This window comes from Brevibacterium sp. H602, assembly GCF_051172395.1.
Taxonomy (GTDB): Bacteria; Actinomycetota; Actinomycetes; order Actinomycetales; family Brevibacteriaceae; genus Brevibacterium.
Genome location: NZ_JBPIZD010000009.1, coordinates 19,923 through 36,904 on the forward strand (window position 1 = coordinate 19,923; position 16,982 = coordinate 36,904).

Consider the following 16,982-nt stretch of genomic DNA (forward strand, 5'->3'; position numbering starts at 1 on the left):
ACAACCCCACCGAGGCGGCGCCGTCTGACGACATCGACCAGACTGATGACGCGGGGCTGAGTTCCGGTCCGGACCTCACCGGCGGTCGACTGATCCTGGTCGGGACTCCGATCGGCAACCTCGGCGATGCGAGCCCGCGGATGCGGGAGGCCATCGAAACGGCCGATGTCATCGCCGCCGAGGACACGCGTCGGTTCCTATCACTGGCGCAGCGGCTCGACCTCACGCATACGAAACGGGTCATCAGCGTCTTCGATCACAACGAGGGACACCGCGCTCCCGAGCTCGTCGACATCATCGCCGCCGGTGAGACCGTTGTCCTGCTCTCTGACGCGGGAATGCCCGCCGTCTCCGATCCCGGCTACCGCGTGGTCAAGGCCTGCGCCGAGGCGGGACTTCCGATCACGTCGACGCCGGGGCCGTCCGCGGTGCTCATGGCTCTCGCGGTCTCGGGACTGCCGAGCGACCGGTTCAGCTTCGAAGGGTTCCTGCCGCGCAAGTCCGGGCAGCGCAAGACTCTGCTGACCGACCTCAAGGCCGAGAAGCGGACGATGGTCTTCTTCGAAAGTCCGCACCGCATCGCCGATGCGATGGACGACTTCGCCGAGATCATCGGCGTCGACCGGCCCATGGCCATCAGCCGTGAGCTGACGAAGACCTACGAGGAGACTCTGCGCGGAACCGTCGGTTCACTGCGCGGTCAGGCCGCCGAAGGACTGCGCGGGGAGCTGACCCTTGTGCTCGCCGGCGCCACCGAAGTCGAAACGGCTCCTGAGGACCACCTCGGCGAGGTCAGCGGACTGGTCGACTCCGGTGTGCGTGCCAAGGATGCGGCCGGACAGGTGGCGAAGAAGTTCGGCTTGTCCAAGCGCGACGTCTACGAGGCCTGGCTCCACCGCGACTGAGGTGCGGGGCGGATGCACTCGCACGCCCCACCCTGTTGAGCAGTTCGGTACACCCTGCTTTGAATTGCACTTGGAGGAACCTGCGCAAATCAGAAGTCCCTGTGCCGAAAACAGCGTCGAGCCGCGCAAATACTGTGCGGCTCGACGCTGTAGTCATCACCAATTGCGGGCAAGTATTCGCCTGTATCGGGATTGTGGGGCCGATGACTTCGACGCTATTTCCTGTGGACGGTGCGAATCAATCCACAGGCAGCTATCTCACCCTGTGCCACTACCGCGGTGCAGCTGCACGATCGGCAGATGACACTTGCATTTCTGGATAAGTACAACGTCGTCGATTACAGAACTCTCCGTGCAGTCGGGATGAGCCATGTAGCCATCTCCAGCGCTGTGGACTGCTGTCTGCTGAAGCTGTCAAGGGGAACCTATTCGATCATTCGTGCCTGCACTGAGCACAAGCACCGGCCGGTGACGAAATTGATCAGCGATGACGACTGGGTCGACTTCTTTCGCACGACGACACCGTTCAGTCGCGCAGCGGACTATCGTTTCGATGAACACGTGGCACGTCTCAAGATCGTGCACTATCGCCACTTCCGGGCAGCAGATGCCGTCAGCGGAGTGTCGGCCGCGATTCTTCACGAGCTGCCGTTGTACAAAGCTGAGCTGGAGCGGATCGTTGTGTCGCATCCGTCCGCCGCTTCGCGCAGTCCCGAGATCATCAGGTGGAGACGACATTTCAGCCCGGAGGACGTGTGCAGGGTCCACGGAGTCAGATCCTTCACGCCTGTCCGGACTGGGCTGGATCTGATAGCTGAGAGCGGACCGGCAGGCGGCATGGCTGCGTTGGAAGGCGGATTGCGCACGCAGGTGGAGCGGGAATCCGGCGATTCACAGATCGGCATGCGCAATCCACAGCGCATGCACACGATCGGCCGAGAGATCGTGGCTCGTGACTTCGTCCCCGCGGCGATGAGGCTACGTCAGGGACGCGAGCGGGCTCTGCGAATCCTGGCGATCATCAGTCCGCTGTCGGAGAACTACGCAGAGAGCCGGACATCGTTCGCTCTCCACCAGATGGGACTCCACGATTTCACCCAACAGTGGAATGTCGGACGCGACGGCGATCTTCTCACCAGGCTCGACTTCCTGCACCGGCCCACCAACACTGTTCTCGCATTCGACGGAGGTCAGAAATACGCCAACTTCGGTGGCGAGCGGCTCAAGCATGAAGGCCGCCTGCAGAACGAGCTGTTGAACATGGGCTTCAGAATCGTGCATCTGGAAATCAACGACGTCATGAACTTGAAGCGGTTCGAGATGAAGCTGTTCGCCCAGGCCCCGCAGCTCCTGGACTACCGGGGCAAACCGACGCTGAAGTAGTGCAGAGAATGTGACGCGGAGTTCTGTGATCGGAACGGACGCAGCCCGGCCAACGTGGCGGACTCAAGCCGCGGATGGCTCGCCTGTCTCTCTAATGCACAGTTTGTTCAGTGAGCCGTTGGAAGAAACCTATGCCGAAACTGAGGTCGGAGGGGCACTGTCGCCATTTCGGAGCCGAATCCGGTACGGGGAGGGCCGCTGCTGGAGGCCCGTCCGGGATACGGGTTGTGCCTGGAAAACCCGCACGCGCCCTATGGCGCATCCACTCCGTACCCTCGACACACCACAACCCGACCAGCACACCACACACTGCGCCCCACGCACCTGTCACCCGCCTGCGCTGTGTCCCCGCACCCACACCCACGCCCACCCACGCCCCACACCGTCACGCGGACATCCGCCCGCGCCCACCCACGCCCACCAGCTCACCGCCAGCGGACCCATGCGCGCCCGCCGCACCGCGTCCCTTAGACTGAGTTCCCTATGGGTTACTACTTGACGACAGCGATTGCCTACCCCAACGGGGCCATTCACATCGGGCATGCCTATGAGTACATTGCGGCCGACACGATCGCCCGGTTCAAGCGACTGGACAATCACGATGTCTTCTTCTGCACCGGCACGGACGAGCACGGACTGAAGATGCTGCAGGCGGCGAACAAGCTCGGCATCACCCCCAAAGAACTCGCTGACGACAACGCGAAGAACTTCCGCGACACCCAGCTCGCTCTCGGCTCGACCTTCGACCGGTTCATCCGCACCACCGACGAAGACCACTACGCCGCCTCGCAAGCCATCTGGCGCAAGCTCGAAGAGGCCGGCGACATCTACCTCGACACCTACTCCGGCTGGTACTCCGTGCGCGACGAGGCGTTCTACACCGACGACGAGACCGAGGTCGTCGACGGCGTGCGCCTGTCCAAGGAGACCCGCACTGAGGTGACCTGGACGGAAGAGGAGAGCTACTTCTTCCGCCTCTCGAAGTACCAGGACAAGCTGCTCGAGCTGTACAAGAACCACCCCGAGTTCATCGGTCCCGACTCCCGCCGCAACGAGATCGCCTCGTTCGTCGCATCCGGGCTCAAGGACCTCTCCATCTCCCGCACCACCTTCGACTGGGGTGTGCCGGTGCCGGGCAACGACAAGCACGTGATGTACGTGTGGATCGACGCACTGACGAACTACCTCACCGCCGCCGGCTACCCCGATGACCAGGAGCGCCTCAGCAAGTGGTGGCCCGCCGACGTCCACATCATCGGCAAGGACATCATCCGCTTCCACTCGGTCTACTGGCCCGCGTTCCTCATGAGCGCCGGCATCGAGCTGCCGGGGCGCGTCCACGCCCACGGCTTCCTCTTCAACTCCGGTGAGAAGATGTCGAAGTCCGTCGGCAATGTCGTCGATCCCCTCGACCTCGTCGACGCCTTCGGCTTGGACACCCTGCGCTTCTTCCTCTTCCGCGAGTTCTCCTACGGCCACGACGGCTCGTACACGAAGGACTCGATCATCACCCGGAAGAACTCCGACCTCGCCAACGAGTACGGCAACCTCGCCCAGCGCTCGCTGTCGATGATCCAGAAGAACTGCGACGCCCAGGTGCCGCAACCAGGCGAACTCACCGAGGCGGACGAGAAGCTCCTCGCGCTCGCCCGCGCCGTGCCCGACACCGCCCGACGCCACGTCGACACCCAGGCCCTCCACCTCTATGTCGAGGCCTGCTGGAAGGTGCTGTCCGAGGCCAACCGCTACTTCTCCGCGCAGGAGCCGTGGAAGCTGAAGAAGACCGATCCCGATCGCATGGCCACCGTGCTGTGGGTGACGATCGAGGCCGTGCGCATCATCTCCATCCTCATCCAGCCGGTCATGCCCGATTCCGCGGGCAAGATCCTCGACCTCCTCGGTGTGCCCGCCGGAGTCGGTGAGGCCGGCGCGAAGGTCCTGCCGACCGCCGTCGAATCCGGGTCCGGCGCCGAGGCGATGGGGGCCGTATCGGCGAGTGCGGCCATCGGTGTTGCCGCCGGAGCCGCCTACGCGTCGGCCGCCCTGGCGCCGAATGTCGCCGAGGCCGCTGCCGATGGCATCGCCGCCGCTGAGGCGGATCCCCGGTCGTTCGCAGCCGTCGGGTTCCCGCTCGAGCCGGGCACGCCCCTGCCGAAGCCCGAACCCGTGTTCCCGAAGTTCGTGGAGGAGACCGAATAATGGCCTCGCGCGCCGCCGGAACCTATCCACCGGTGCCCGAACCGCTCGCTCACCCCATCGTCGACACCCACACCCACCTCGACATCTGCACAGGTGTGCGGCTGCCGCTGGGTGCCGGTGAACCCGAACCCGAGGTGACCCCGGACGCGGACGAAGAGTTCCCGTCGCTGGATTTCTTCCATGACACCGCCGCCGAGGCGGGAGTTCGTCGCATCGTCCAGATCGGCTGCGACCTTCCGGCAGCCCGGTGGACGACCGCGCTCGTGGCTTCCCAATATTCCGGCACCCCCGCCGAGGCGGCCGACCCCCGCACCGTGCCCGCTCCTCCTGCCGAGGGTCGGACGTGGATGATCGGCGGAGCCGCCCTCCACCCGAACGAAGCCCCGCGGCTGGCCGAGCGCGGCCTGCTCGACGACGCTCTCACCGAGATCGAATCGCTCGTGAGCTCGCATGATCGTATGCGTGTGGTGGGGGAGACCGGCCTCGATTACTTCCGCACGGCAGAAGAGGGAGTCGCCGAACAGCAGCGTTCTTTCCGTGCCCATATCGAGATCGCCAAGCGCACCGGACGCGCTCTGCAGATCCACGATCGGGAGGCACATGCCGATGTGCTGCGCATTCTCAAGGAGGAAGGCGCCCCCGATGTCACGATCTTCCACTGCTACTCCGGCGACGAGGCGATGGCCCGTGAATGTGCTGCCGAGGGTTACTACATGTCTTTCGCCGGCAACCTCACGTTCAAGAACGCCGACGAGCTGCGGCGGGCAGCGGCGGCCGCTCCGTTGGAGCTGCTGCTGACGGAGACCGACGCACCCTTCCTCACCCCGCACCCGCATCGCGGGAAGCCGGGAGGTCCCTACCTCACGGCGATCACTGCGCGGAAACTCGCCGAGGTGCGTGGGATGAGCGAAGAGGATCTGTGCGCGGCCGTATGGAACAACGCGGAGCGAGCCCTCGGCAGCTGGGACTGACAACCTCGGGGGAACTGGGCTGAGGATCCCTTTCACCCGACGAGGCGGCCGGTCGCCGGGTGCTGTCGCACAGCGTCCGCTGGGCCGACTGAACCCAACGATCTGTGAGCGAGGTAACGGGACGCAGCGCCGCCTCGGCGGGGACGTATCACGATCGGGAATGCCCCGGAAACACGGGGAACTCCAGGTCAGACGCGCCCTCAGGAAACTCACACCGTTACATTTCCGTGATATTTTGCGAACCGTGTAACGAATCGGTTACAGTGAACAGGTCGATAAACTCTGCTCAGGGATATTTTTGTGATTGATTTTCTGAAGAACCGCAAGGTTCAGATCGCTGCACAGGCGGTCGTGATCACTGGACTCGTCGGTGGCACGGGCGCAGTTGTGACCATGAACAAGCCCGTGACCTTGGAGGTCAACGGACAGGCCGAAGAGATCCGAACCTTCGGTGGAACGGTCGGGGACATCCTCGACAGCCACGAAATCGATGTCGATAAGCGCGACCAGGTCAAGCCCGGTGTGGGCACCAAGGTCGACCGTGACATGACGATCACCGTCAACACGGCCAAGAAGGTTGCGCTGTCCGTTGATGGCAAGGAAACGAACGAATGGACCAACGCGAACACCGTGGGTCAGGCTCTGGCCGACCTCGGCGTCGACGCGAAGGGCGCCGATCTCAACGCGAAGGCCAGCCAGCGTCTGAAGGACGAAGGCAATGACATTGAGGTGACCACGTCGAAGGACCTCACCGTCGTCGCCGACGGCAAGGACCACAAGGTCTCGGCCGCTGTGGGCACCGCCAAGGAAGCCCTCAAGGACACGGGCGTCAAGCTCGACAAGGACGACTTCCTGTCCGTGCCGATGTCCGCCGAGGTCTCCGACGGCCAGGTGCTGACCGTCAACCGCGTGAAGAACGACACCGTCAAGGACAAGCAGGCCATCAAGGCCAAGGTCGAGACCAAGAAGTCCGATTCCCTCTACGAGGGTGAGACCAAGGTCGAGACCGAAGGCAAGGACGGCGAGAAGCAGGTCACCTACAAGGTCAAGACGATCAACGGCGAAGAGGTCAAGAAGGAGAAGAAGGACGAGAAGGTCCTCTCCGAACCCAAGACCAAGGTCGTCATCCAGGGCACCAAGAAGAAGGAAAAGCCGGCTGACACCGGCGGTTCCGACTCGGGTGACTCCGGCGATTCCGGTTCGGGCGACTCCGGCGACTCTGGCGGAGATTCGAGCACCGGCGGCGGCTCCGGCTCCGGTGGTGGCGACATGAGCACCGCGGAGATCAAGGCCATGCTCGGCGGACCCGGATCCAAGTGGTACCAGGTCGCCAAGTGCGAATCGAACTTCAACCCCCGTGCGGTGAACAAGTCGAACAACGCACACTTCGGCCTGTTCCAGTTCAAGCTCCAGACCTGGCAGTCGATGGGCGGCAGCGGCAACCCGGTCGACGCCAGCCCGCGTGAGCAGTTCGAGCGGGCCAAGAAGCTCCAGGCTGCAGCCGGCTGGGGACAGTGGGCCTGCGCCTGATCTGAGATCAGGTGTGCAGCTGCCGACTGGGCGCTTGCAAAGGCTATGAACTCTGGCCGCCATTGACAACAGATATCGACAACTGAGCTGAGGCGGTCAGCAAGGAGCGTGGGCCCCGAGGAGAGATCCTCGGGGCCTACGCTTTTTGGTGTCTCGCCGCTCCGACTTCCAGGCCCAATCTGAACTTTCGCCCAGAGCATGACGAATTGTTGGCACTCAAGTTGACCGAGTGCTAAGAGCGTTCTAGAGTCGAATTAGCACTAGCACTCATTGAGTGCCAGTTTCATGAGACGGTCGAATCGCTCGGCACCCGCGACGACGAGAGGTTCATGGCAGCAGCCGCCGTCTGACTCGATGAAATAGAACCCAGCGAAGGGAGAGGGCCCGATATGTCGGTCTCCATCAAGCCACTCGAAGATCGGATTGTCATCCGTCAGGTCGAAGCAGAACAGACTACCGCCAGTGGTCTGGTCATTCCCGAAACCGCCAAGGAAAAGCCTCAGGAAGGCGAAGTTGTCGCAGTGGGCCCGGGCCGCGTTGCTGACAACGGAAACCGCGTGCCGGTCGACGTCGCCGTCGGCGACAAGGTCATCTACTCCAAGTACGGAGGCACCGAAGTCAAGTACGCAGGCGAAGAGTTCCTCGTGCTCTCGGCTCGCGACGTGCTCGCCGTCATCGGCTGAATCCCCTGAACAACTACTTCACTGACAGGAGGACGAATGCCTAAATCATTGGAATTCAACGACGAAGCCCGTCGTGCACTCGAAAAGGGTGTCAACACCCTGGCCGACACCGTCAAGGTGACGCTGGGGCCCAAGGGCCGCAACGTCGTGCTCGACAAGAAGTGGGGCGCTCCCACAATCACGAACGATGGTGTGACCATCGCCCGTGAGGTCGAGGTCGACGATCCTTACGAGAACCTCGGCGCACAGCTGGCCAAGGAAGTCGCCACCAAGACCAACGACATCGCCGGTGACGGAACCACCACCGCGACCGTGCTCGCTCAGGCCTTCGTCAACGAAGGACTGCGCAACGTTGCCGCAGGTGCCGCACCCGGACAGCTCAAGCGCGGCATCGAGACCGCCGTCGAGGCCGTCTCGCAGCAGCTGGGCACGATCGCCCGCGACGTCGCCGACTCCTCGGAGATCGCACACGTCGCCGGTCTGTCGGCTCAGTCGCCCGAGATCGGCAAGCTCATCGCCGATGCCTTCGACAAGGTCGGCAAGGACGGCGTCATCACGATCGACGAGTCGCAGGCTGCGTCCGTCGAACTCGAGATCACCGAAGGAATGCAGTTCGACAAGGGCTTCCTGTCGCCGCACTTCGTGACCGACGCGGATCGCCAGGAGGCTGTGCTCTCCGACGCTCTCATCCTCATCAACCAGGGCAAGATCTCCAACATCCAGGAGCTCCTGCCCGTCCTCGAGAAGGTGCAGCAGGCCGGCAAGCCGCTGTTCATCATCGCCGAGGACATCGAGGGTGAAGCTCTGTCGACCCTGGTCGTCAATAAGCTGCGCGGAATCATCAACGTCGCCGCCGTCAAGGCTCCCGGCTTCGGTGACCGTCGCAAGGCCATCCTCGAGGACCTCGCCGTCCTCACCGGTGGCCAGGTCGTCACCCCGGACATGGGCATGAAGCTCGACCAGGTCACCCTTGAAGAGCTCGGCAACGCCCGCACCATCACCGTCACCAAGGACAACACCACCATCATCGATGGTGCCGGTGCCGACGATGCTGTTGCCGGTCGTGTCGCTCAGATCCGCGCCGAGGTCGAGAACACCGATTCCGACTGGGACCGCGAGAAGCTGCAGGAGCGCTTGGCCAAGCTCTCCGGCGGAGTCGCCGTCATCAAGGTCGGCGCCGCCACCGAGGTGGAGCTCAAGGAGCGCAAGCACCGCGTCGAAGACGCCGTGTCCGCTACTCGAGCCGCCATCGAAGAGGGTGTCGTCGCCGGCGGTGGATCGGCTCTGATCCACGCTGCGAAGGTCCTCGACGGCAACGACCTCGGACTGTCCGGTGACGCACTCACCGGTGCCGAGATTGTCAAGCGCGGAGTCGTCCAGCCGCTGCGCTGGATCGCCGCCAACGCGGGCCAGGACGGCTACGTCGTCGTCGCCAAGGTCGAGGACCTCGAGTCCGGCCAGGGCTACAACGCCGCCATCGACGAATACGGCGACCTCATCGGTGCCGGAATCATCGACCCCGTCAAGGTCACCCGTTCGGCGCTGCGCAACGCCGCTTCGATCGCCGCCCTGGTTCTCACCACTGAGACCCTGGTCGTCGAGAAGAAGGACGAGGAGGACGAAGACTGAGCCATCCGCTCGGACTGAGTCACCTCTGACCACGACAGTGGCCCGGAACATCACGTTCCGGGCCACTGTCGCATTCACCGTCACCGAGGCGGCACAGCGTCGCGACGGGGCGGCACAGCGTCGCGCCGAGGCGGCACAGCGTCGCGACGGGGCGGTAGAGCGTCGCGCCGGCGTGTCGTCGCTGCTGGCGAGGCTCCATTCGGCTCACCCTTCTCTGGAATGCACACCGAAGAACGTAGGCATTTCGGAGGAGCAGGGTGTCCCAAAGAATCTGCTTCGGCTGCGACCGTGTCATAGTTGCCGGCTTTGAGCCCGCGCGGAGCGCCCGGCCGTAGCGCGTCCGGACGTAGGGCACTCAATCGTCGGTGTGCTCGGGCCTGCTTAGTCGCGCTTCGCTTCGACGTGCGCTCGCAGGCGGGCGAGGTCCGCGCGGACCATGTCGGCGTCGCGGTCGAACTCGGCGTCAACGACATCCGGCAGACCGGACAGAGTGAAGACCACCTTGGCGCCGGTGCCGTTGGCGAGCACCCGCAGGGGATTGTGAACGACCGTTCCGTCGGGGAAGATCACGTCGTGATCGAGGATGCCCAGCTGCGTGTGCGGGCCGAAGCGGACCTCGACCTCACCCATCGGGGAATCCGTGATCCAGCGGCCGCCCTCCTCGCGGATACCATTGCTCAGTCCCGCTGCCCAGGCCGGAAGGTTCGCGGGATCCCCAGCGAAGGCGGCCACCTCGGTGGGGGAGGAGTTGATAGGTGTCGAGAGGTGAAGCGCTGGATTCGTCATCTCTCCAGTGGACCACAGCAGGGCACAAGCGGCCAGGAAACCTGCCGTACACAGCTGGCTCACACCTACTGGGCAGTCGCTTTTCATGTTTCTGAGCGCCGATCCTCGTTAGTCTGGAAATGACAGCTTGCACCGACGCATGAGGAATCTATGACCACCGGCCCAACGATGCCCATCGCCCGACTTCGCGACGTTTCGAAGGTCTTCGATCCGAAAGGGGCCGCGGTCACGGCTCTCAGCGAGGTCAGCCTCGACATCGCACCGGCCAAGCTGACCGCGGTGATGGGGCCCTCGGGCTCGGGAAAGTCAACACTCATGCACGTCCTCGCCGGACTCGACCGTCCCACCTCGGGCACGGTCCACCTCGGCGATCAGGAGATCACGAAGCTGCGCGACGACGACCTCACCGCCCTGCGCCGCCGCCGGATCGGATTCGTCTTCCAAGCGTTCAATCTCGTGCCCACGCTTAACGTCAAGGAGAACATCCGGCTGCCCTTCGAACTCGACGATCGCCGGCCCAATGCCGACGAACGCGCCTGGATCACCACGGTCGTCCACCGCCTGGGACTGGAAGACCGCCTCAAACACCGACCCAACGAGCTCTCCGGCGGTCAACAGCAGCGCACCGCCATCGCCCGGGCACTCGCAACACGCCCCGACATCCTCTTCGCCGACGAGCCGACCGGCAACCTCGACGCGAAGTCCGGCCGGGAAGTCATGGCGATCATGGTCGAGGCCGTCCGTGAGTTCGGCCAATCGATCGTGCTCGTCACCCACGACCCGATCGTCGCCGCCCACGCCGACCGTGTCATCTTCATCGCCGACGGCACCCCGGTGACGGAACTGAACGACACCATCACCGCCGAAGCGATCGCCTCGACCATGCTCGACATCGACGAACGCGCCGAATCCGCAGTGAGCCGATGAACCCGCTGCGCGAAATCCGAACCAACCCGCGGCAGTTCTTCCCCAGCGTCCTCGTCGTCTTCATCGCCGCCCTCTTCGGCACCGCGATCATGCAGGGCATCGCGATACTGACCGCGTGGCTGTCGTCTGAGAAGATCATCGCCGAGTCCGAGACCGCGCAGAACTTCCTGTCGATGATCGGTGTCACCTTCTTCCTCATCGCTCTCTTCGTCTCCGCGATCGTCATCGCGAACACGTTCTCGATCATCATCGCCGGTCGCAGCCGCCAGCTGGCTCTGCTGCGCCTCATCGGGGCGTCGTCGAAACGGCTGCGCAGGGCCGCCTCGTTGGAAGGCCTGATCATCTCCGTCCCCGCCGCGGTGCTCGCCTTCGCCGCGTCGACCGGGCTGGCGCGAGCGGCTCAGAATTTCCTCGGCAACGCCATCACCGAGGAGGTCGCTCTCGTCACCCCGACCATGGCCGTTCCCGCGCTCGCCACGATCATCGTGACCTGGCTGTCGGCGTACTTGGGCGCGCGCCGCATCACGGGGATCTCTCCGATCGAGGCGACCTCGCAGGCGGTCGAAAGCCGCCCCGAGGATGTCCGTGCCTCACTCGGGGGACTCACGGCCTCGCTGATTCTGCTGTCCATGGGCCTGACGTTCCTCGTCAATTCCGTGATCGGAGCCGCCGACCATCGAATCAGCCTGATGAGCGTGGTGCTCACTGCGTTTGGCTCGAGTCTGACCTTCCTCGGCGTCATCATCGGCCATCCGTGGATCCTGCCGCCCCTGCAGGCGGCGATCGGCTGGCTGTGCGGACGCACTGCTGTGTCCCGGTTGGCCGCCTCGACGATCGCCCGCCATCCCACCCGGAACGCGCGCACGGTCATCGGCCTCGTCATCGGCATCACGCTCATCGTCATGTTCGCCACCGCCATGACGACCTTCCGCGATCAGCTGCTGCGGTATGCGCGCTCCCTCGGTGAAGAGGGGTGGGGCGGTCTCGAGGACGCGCTGGCCACCGTCATCGACAAGTCGATGCTGTTCGCGCTGGCCCTCATCCTCTTCTCCGTGATCATTGCCGTCATCGGCGTCGCGAACACCCTCATGCTCTCCGTGCGCCAGCGCACTCAGGAGATCGGGCTGCTCATGGCGCTCGGCCAGACCCCGAAGCGCGTGCGTCGGATGATCACGGCCGAGGGCCTGCAGCTGAGCCTGACCGCCTGCGCGGTCGCTGTTCCGCTGGGCATCGGCTTCGGCTGGGTCGGCGCGCTGACCCTGCTCTCGCCCCTGCTCGGCCTCTTCGCGCCGAGTGTGCCCTGGGTGGTCGTCATCGCAGTCGTGGCCGGCACCCTCATCGCCGTGTTCGTCGCCAGCCGCGAACCCGCCCGCGCGGCCACCTCGATCAGTCCCGTCGAGGCGCTCGAAGCCGTGTGAAGTGCGGGCCGGTGATGCTGACGGCCCAGTTTGAGTTGAGAAGCCCACGTTAGAAACTGGGCTATTCGACTCCAACTGGGCCGCAGCGAGTCCGTTCCAACTTTAGGTACAGGTTTCTCTGGAATGCACAGCGAAGTAAGTGAGCATTTCAGAGATAACAGTGACCTGATCGTCCTCTGGCGTGCAGCTGAGTGGGGTGGTCGCAGGGTGCGTCGAATTTGGACGCCAGCATGTGTCTGGCTAGGGCATGTGGGGGAGTGCGGCAGGGCTCGGAAGACCTGTGTCCTCAGCCGCGCGTACGCGGAGGCGCAGGAAGCCTCGCCGGTACGCGAGGACGCACCGGAACTCAGCCGCGGCGGTGAGCGGAGACGCACCGGCGGCGGTCGACGCGCATGACCCGGCCGCGGTTGCGCAGGCGACGCTGAACGCAGTCCGGCGGTCCGTCGAAATCCGGTCGCGGAGTGCGAGAGACGACAGCAGGTTTGTGCTCGAGGGCGAATGGATCGGTCTCCCATTCCGGGGCGCGTCGCGCACCGAACTCAGAAGTTTCGATGAACGACCGGAACTCTGCGACCAGGCGCTCCTGCATGTCGTAGAGGCTCTCATCGTTGCCGGGGTAGTCGAGGAGGACTTCAATGGCCTCCCCGGCGACGACGATCCGCGCGAAGAGCCGACGCTCGTCTTCGGTATCGCGGAGCATCGCGATGCTGTCCCACTCGTGATCGGCGAACATCGCGAGAACGATCGGAGTGACGACCTTCTCGCAGAGGACATCCTGCGTGAGTTCGATGCGGTCCATGTGTCCCACCATATGTGCTCAGTCGTCGGGAGCTCGAAGGTGTCTCGGAGTTTTGCGGAAACCGCGGCCGATCTGCGGTATGCGGCAGACTTCGTGCGGTTCCGTGCCACTGCATTCGCGACCGCGATGACGATTCCGGATCCTGCCTCCGGAATTGCGGGATCGGCTGCACGGCTGCGGGAGCCTGCCGCATAGACTTGGCCCCATGCCCCGCAGTCCGCTCCCGCCCCGAGAAGGAATCTCGGCGACCGCGCTGCGCGCCCCCGGCGGCAAGGCCACCCATGCGAAGAATCACCTGCCCGTTCCCGACTCGATCGGGGCCTGGCTCGAATCCGAATTCCCCGAGGCGTCCCCCGACTCCCGACGCGCGCTGATGACAGACGGGGACATGCGCGACGAGGCTGGGCTCCCGGTGGCCTGGGACGACCCGGTCATTCCCGGTGGGTTCTGCTTCTTCCACCGACCGGTCCCGCCGGAAGAGCGAATCCCGTTCGAGGTCGGGATCGTCTTCGAGGACGATGACCTCCTCGTCGTCGACAAACCTCATTTCCTCGCCAGCACCCCGAACGGACGGTTCGTCCGCGAATGCGTCGTCACGCGTCTGCGCGTCGACCTCGGCCAGCCCGACCTCGTCGCCATCCACCGCCTCGACCGGATCACCGCCGGACTGCTGGTCCTGTCGAAACGGCCCGAGACACGCGGCCGTTACCAGCGCCTGTTCCAAGACCGACGAGTCAGCAAAACCTACCGCGCCCTGGCGCCGGCCCCGCCGCCGGAGCTCGAATTCCCACTCGTCCGCGAATCGCGCCTGGTCAAACCCGTCGGCGGACGCCAGGTGCACGAAGTCGCAGGGGAGCCGAACGCGGTCAGTCGGATCCGACTGCTTCGAACCATCACCACCAGGACCAGTGTCTCGGGTGCCGCGTGGCCGCCTCAGCGTGAGGGATCCGACCACGAACAGCGAGACAGGTGGGAAGGCGAGAGAGGAGCGCCGCCTCGGCGAGAGGATGCCGACGTCGATCCTCGTGATCGAACAAGGTGCGAGGACGAAGCGCCGCCTCGGCGAGGGGTTGCCGAGTACGAGCTGAGCCCGGTCACGGGCAAGACGCACCAGCTGCGGGTGCACATGAACGCGCTCGGGCTGCCCATCCTCGGTGATCCGGTCTATCCGGTCGACCTCGCCCCGGACCCCTACGACTTCTCATCACCGCTGCAGCTGTTGGCCGCGAAGATCGAATTCGATGACCCGCTGACGGGGCTGAGCCGACGATTCGAAAGCGCACTCGAACTCGATCCCGCCGCAGTCAGCTCCGATTCAGTCGAAACCCGGTAGCCTGGTGTTATGAGTCCACACGCCCCCGGATGCACATCAGAGGCCATCGTCGCCCTTGTCCGCACCCGCATCACCGACGGTGAATACCCGGCAGGAAGCCCGGTCCGCGATGGTGCCTTGGCCAAGGAATTCAACGTTTCGCGCAACACCGCCCGCGAATCGCTGAGCCTGCTGCGCCACGCCGGGCTGCTCACTCAAGAGCCCAACCGGGGCTTCTTCGTCTCCACCTTCGGCATCGACGAACTCAAGGACCTCTACCGCGCCCGCCGAGTCTTCGAGATCCGCGCCGTCCAGGAATCTCAGGACGCCACCGACGAGGCGATGGCCGCCGTCGAAGCTTCCGTGGTCCGGGCCGAAACCGCGCCGAAGAACGAAACCTGGGCCGATGCTCAGGAGCACTCGGCATCGTTCCACCGTGCGATCGTCGGGCTGCTGGGCTCACCGCTGCTCGACGAGTTCTACCTCAACCTCATGGCCAGGCTGTCGACGACGTTCTCGCGCTCGCCCGAACCCGGTAAATACCACTCGCACTGGGCGAATCCGCATCGGGACATCCTCGAGAAGATGAAATCCGGGGATCGGCAGGGGGCCGAAGGACTGCTGCGCATCCACCTCGACGACTCCGAAGCCTCGACCCTCGACCTCGCACGGTCAGTGGGGGAGGGGCGGTAGGGTTTCCCGCACGAATCCGACAGCTTTTCCTGTGTAGCCAGTCTCACAGTGCCCGGTGCTTGAACCCATAGCGGTCGACTCTCTCGCTCCGATAGCATTGAGCCACCGTATCTTCGCGTCGAAAGGCTGTTTTCATGGGAAACCCTGAGCAGGAATCACAGGCCGCAAACGATCCGTTCTCGCTGACGGGACTCACGTATGACGATGTCCTCCTCCTGCCAGGCGACACCGATGTCATCCCTTCCGAAGCCTCCACCGCCTCCCGGCTGACCAAGGAGATCGAGCTCAACATCCCGCTCGTCTCCGCGGCGATGGACACCGTGACCGAATCTCGGATGGCGATCGCCATGGCCCGCATCGGCGGTCTGGGCATCATCCACCGCAACCTCTCCGCCGAGGATCAGGCGAACCAGGTCGACTACGTCAAGCGCTCCGAATCGGGCATGATCAACGACCCGCTGACCATCACCCCGGACAAGACGCTGGAAGAGCTCGACGAGATCTGCGGCAAGTACCGCATCTCCGGACTGCCCGTCGTCGATGAGAACAATGTGCTCGTCGGCATCGTGACCAACCGCGACCTGCGCTTCGTCACCCGCAGCGAATTCCCCACACGCACCGTCGCCGAGACGATGACGAAGATGCCGCTGGTCACCGCGCCCGTCGGCGTGGCCGCCGAGAAGGCCTTCGAGCTGCTCGCCGAGCACAAGGTCGAGAAGCTGCCTCTCGTCGATGACAACAACGTCATCCAAGGCCTCATCACCGTCAAGGACTTCGTCAAGACCGAGGAATACCCGCTGGCCACCAAGGACGACGAAGGTCGCCTGCGCGTCGGTGCCGCCGTCGGGTTCTACGGCGATGCTTACGAGCGTGCCGGAATGCTCGCCGAGGCGGGCGCCGACGTCCTCGTCGTCGACACCGCGAACGGCCACGCTCGCGGAGTCACCGACATGATCAAGAAGATCAAGTCCGACCCGGCGTTCTCCGCCGTGCAGATCATCGGCGGAAACGTCGCTACGAAGGAAGGCGCGCAGGCGCTCGTCGAGGCCGGAGTCGACGCCGTCAAGGTCGGCGTGGGACCCGGATCGATCTGCACTACCCGCGTCGTCGCCGGGGTCGGCGTCCCGCAGGTTACCGCCGTCCACCTCGCTGCACAGGCCGCTCAGGCTGCCGGAGTTCCTGTCATCGCCGATGGCGGTCTCCAGTACTCCGGTGACATCGGCAAGGCTCTGGTCGCCGGTGCCGACACCGTCATGCTCGGCTCCCTGCTGGCCGGGTGCAACGAGTCGCCGGGTGAACTCATCTTCGTCAACGGCAAGCAGTACAAGGCCTACCGCGGCATGGGTTCGCTGGGCGCGATGGCTCCCCGCAAGGGCAAGTCGTATTCGAAGGACCGCTACTTCCAAGCCGATATCGCCACCGACACCGACCTCATCCCCGAGGGCATCGAAGGCCGAGTCGCCTACCGCGGTCACCTCAAGCAGGTCGCCCACCAGCTCACCGGAGGCCTGCGCCAGACGATGTTCTACGTCGGCGCACGCACTGTCGGCGAGCTCAAGGCCAAGGGCAAGTTCGTCCGCCTGACCACGGCAGGGCTGAAGGAAAGCCACCCGCACGACATCCAGATGACCGTCGAGGCCCCGAACTACGTCGTGAAGTGACGTAGGCGGGCACCTCTGACGGAGTTGCCTCTGGTCAGTGAGAAGCCGCAGTGTCCGCGTTTGCGCGGAGGCTGCGGCTTCTCTGC

General features: G+C 64.4%; 14 protein-coding genes. 12 read left to right on the plus strand and 2 right to left on the minus strand.

What is annotated here, in order from left to right; translation table 11 throughout:
* Positions 1-32 precede the first annotated feature (32 nt).
* From rsmI to groL, 7 genes are all read left to right on the plus strand, one after another.
* Complete coding sequence (gene rsmI / locus ACSBQT_RS08340; RefSeq protein WP_410709911.1) at positions 33-905, plus strand: 16S rRNA (cytidine(1402)-2'-O)-methyltransferase; 873 nt, start codon at positions 33-35, stop codon at positions 903-905.
* 300 nt (positions 906-1,205) lie between these two features.
* A complete protein-coding gene (locus tag ACSBQT_RS08345) occupies positions 1,206-2,288 on the plus strand; it encodes a hypothetical protein (protein WP_435001454.1) in 1,083 nt (360 codons plus the stop codon).
* Positions 2,289-2,771: 483 nt separating this feature from the next.
* Positions 2,772-4,487 carry a methionine--tRNA ligase gene (gene metG, locus ACSBQT_RS08350; RefSeq protein ID WP_410708515.1) on the plus strand — a complete coding sequence of 572 codons (1,716 nt, stop codon included), beginning with the start codon at positions 2,772-2,774 and terminating at the stop codon, positions 4,485-4,487.
* The gene (locus ACSBQT_RS08355; RefSeq protein WP_410708514.1) at positions 4,487-5,458 is read left to right on the plus strand and encodes a TatD family hydrolase; all 972 of its coding nucleotides are present in this window, start codon (positions 4,487-4,489) and stop codon (positions 5,456-5,458) included. The genes metG and ACSBQT_RS08355 overlap by 1 nt, the downstream gene beginning before the upstream one ends.
* 300 nt (positions 5,459-5,758) lie before the next feature.
* Complete coding sequence (locus ACSBQT_RS08360) at positions 5,759-6,988, plus strand: ubiquitin-like domain-containing protein (protein WP_410708513.1); 1,230 nt, start codon at positions 5,759-5,761, stop codon at positions 6,986-6,988.
* 389 nt (positions 6,989-7,377) lie between these two features.
* Positions 7,378-7,671, plus strand: coding sequence for a co-chaperone GroES (groES, locus tag ACSBQT_RS08365; protein WP_039209993.1), 294 nt, complete (start codon positions 7,378-7,380; stop codon positions 7,669-7,671).
* 36 nt (positions 7,672-7,707) lie between these two features.
* A complete protein-coding gene (gene groL / locus ACSBQT_RS08370) occupies positions 7,708-9,300 on the plus strand; it encodes a chaperonin GroEL (RefSeq protein ID WP_410708512.1) in 1,593 nt (530 codons plus the stop codon).
* Between the two features lie 381 nt (positions 9,301-9,681).
* On the opposite strand, the gene ACSBQT_RS08375 is transcribed toward groL, so the two are convergent.
* Positions 9,682-10,086: an SRPBCC family protein gene (locus ACSBQT_RS08375; protein ID WP_410708511.1), complete on the minus strand. Its 405-nt coding sequence runs from the start codon at positions 10,084-10,086 to the stop codon at positions 9,682-9,684.
* Between the two features lie 150 nt (positions 10,087-10,236).
* On the opposite strand from ACSBQT_RS08375, the gene ACSBQT_RS08380 reads away from it, so the two are divergent.
* Positions 10,237-11,013, plus strand: coding sequence for an ABC transporter ATP-binding protein (locus tag ACSBQT_RS08380; protein ID WP_410708510.1), 777 nt, complete (start codon positions 10,237-10,239; stop codon positions 11,011-11,013).
* On the plus strand, positions 11,010-12,431 hold the full coding sequence (locus ACSBQT_RS08385; RefSeq protein WP_410708509.1) for an ABC transporter permease: 1,422 nt from the start codon (positions 11,010-11,012) through the stop codon (positions 12,429-12,431). Before ACSBQT_RS08380 ends, ACSBQT_RS08385 begins: the two co-directional genes overlap by 4 nt.
* 346 nt (positions 12,432-12,777) lie before the next feature.
* Here the strand turns inward: ACSBQT_RS08385 and ACSBQT_RS08390 are convergent, their stop codons facing one another.
* The gene (locus tag ACSBQT_RS08390) at positions 12,778-13,230 is read right to left on the minus strand and encodes a hypothetical protein (RefSeq protein ID WP_410708508.1); all 453 of its coding nucleotides are present in this window, start codon (positions 13,228-13,230) and stop codon (positions 12,778-12,780) included.
* 205 nt (positions 13,231-13,435) lie between these two features.
* Between ACSBQT_RS08390 and ACSBQT_RS08395 the strand changes: the two genes are divergently transcribed.
* The 3 genes from ACSBQT_RS08395 (at position 13,436) to guaB (ending at position 16,896) form a co-directional block, all read left to right on the plus strand.
* On the plus strand, positions 13,436-14,563 hold the full coding sequence (locus ACSBQT_RS08395) for a pseudouridine synthase (RefSeq protein WP_435001459.1): 1,128 nt from the start codon (positions 13,436-13,438) through the stop codon (positions 14,561-14,563).
* 9 nt (positions 14,564-14,572) lie between these two features.
* Positions 14,573-15,235 carry a GntR family transcriptional regulator gene (locus ACSBQT_RS08400; RefSeq protein WP_025776861.1) on the plus strand — a complete coding sequence of 221 codons (663 nt, stop codon included), beginning with the start codon at positions 14,573-14,575 and terminating at the stop codon, positions 15,233-15,235.
* Positions 15,236-15,369: 134 nt separating this feature from the next.
* Positions 15,370-16,896, plus strand: a complete 1,527-nt coding sequence (guaB, locus tag ACSBQT_RS08405) for an IMP dehydrogenase (RefSeq protein WP_410708506.1) — start codon at positions 15,370-15,372, stop codon at positions 16,894-16,896.
* Positions 16,897-16,982: the final 86 nt, after the last annotated feature.

Excerpts from the sequence above, each read along its gene's own strand:
- groES (WP_039209993.1), top strand. The coding sequence starts at position 7,378 with ATGTCGGTCTCCATCAAGCCACTCGAAGATCGGATTGTCATCCGTCAG.
- ACSBQT_RS08385 (WP_410708509.1), top strand. The coding sequence starts at position 11,010 with ATGAACCCGCTGCGCGAAATCCGAACCAACCCGCGGCAGTTCTTCCCC.
- ACSBQT_RS08400 (WP_025776861.1), top strand. The coding sequence starts at position 14,573 with ATGAGTCCACACGCCCCCGGATGCACATCAGAGGCCATCGTCGCCCTT.
- ACSBQT_RS08395 (WP_435001459.1), top strand. The coding sequence starts at position 13,436 with ATGCCCCGCAGTCCGCTCCCGCCCCGAGAAGGAATCTCGGCGACCGCG.
- ACSBQT_RS08375 (WP_410708511.1), bottom strand. The coding sequence starts at position 10,086 with ATGACGAATCCAGCGCTTCACCTCTCGACACCTATCAACTCCTCCCCC.
- ACSBQT_RS08345 (WP_435001454.1), top strand. The coding sequence starts at position 1,206 with ATGACACTTGCATTTCTGGATAAGTACAACGTCGTCGATTACAGAACT.
- ACSBQT_RS08390 (WP_410708508.1), bottom strand. The coding sequence starts at position 13,230 with ATGGACCGCATCGAACTCACGCAGGATGTCCTCTGCGAGAAGGTCGTC.
- ACSBQT_RS08380 (WP_410708510.1), top strand. The coding sequence starts at position 10,237 with ATGACCACCGGCCCAACGATGCCCATCGCCCGACTTCGCGACGTTTCG.
- groL (WP_410708512.1), top strand. The coding sequence starts at position 7,708 with ATGCCTAAATCATTGGAATTCAACGACGAAGCCCGTCGTGCACTCGAA.
- ACSBQT_RS08355 (WP_410708514.1), top strand. The coding sequence starts at position 4,487 with ATGGCCTCGCGCGCCGCCGGAACCTATCCACCGGTGCCCGAACCGCTC.
- metG (WP_410708515.1), top strand. The coding sequence starts at position 2,772 with ATGGGTTACTACTTGACGACAGCGATTGCCTACCCCAACGGGGCCATT.
- guaB (WP_410708506.1), top strand. The coding sequence starts at position 15,370 with ATGGGAAACCCTGAGCAGGAATCACAGGCCGCAAACGATCCGTTCTCG.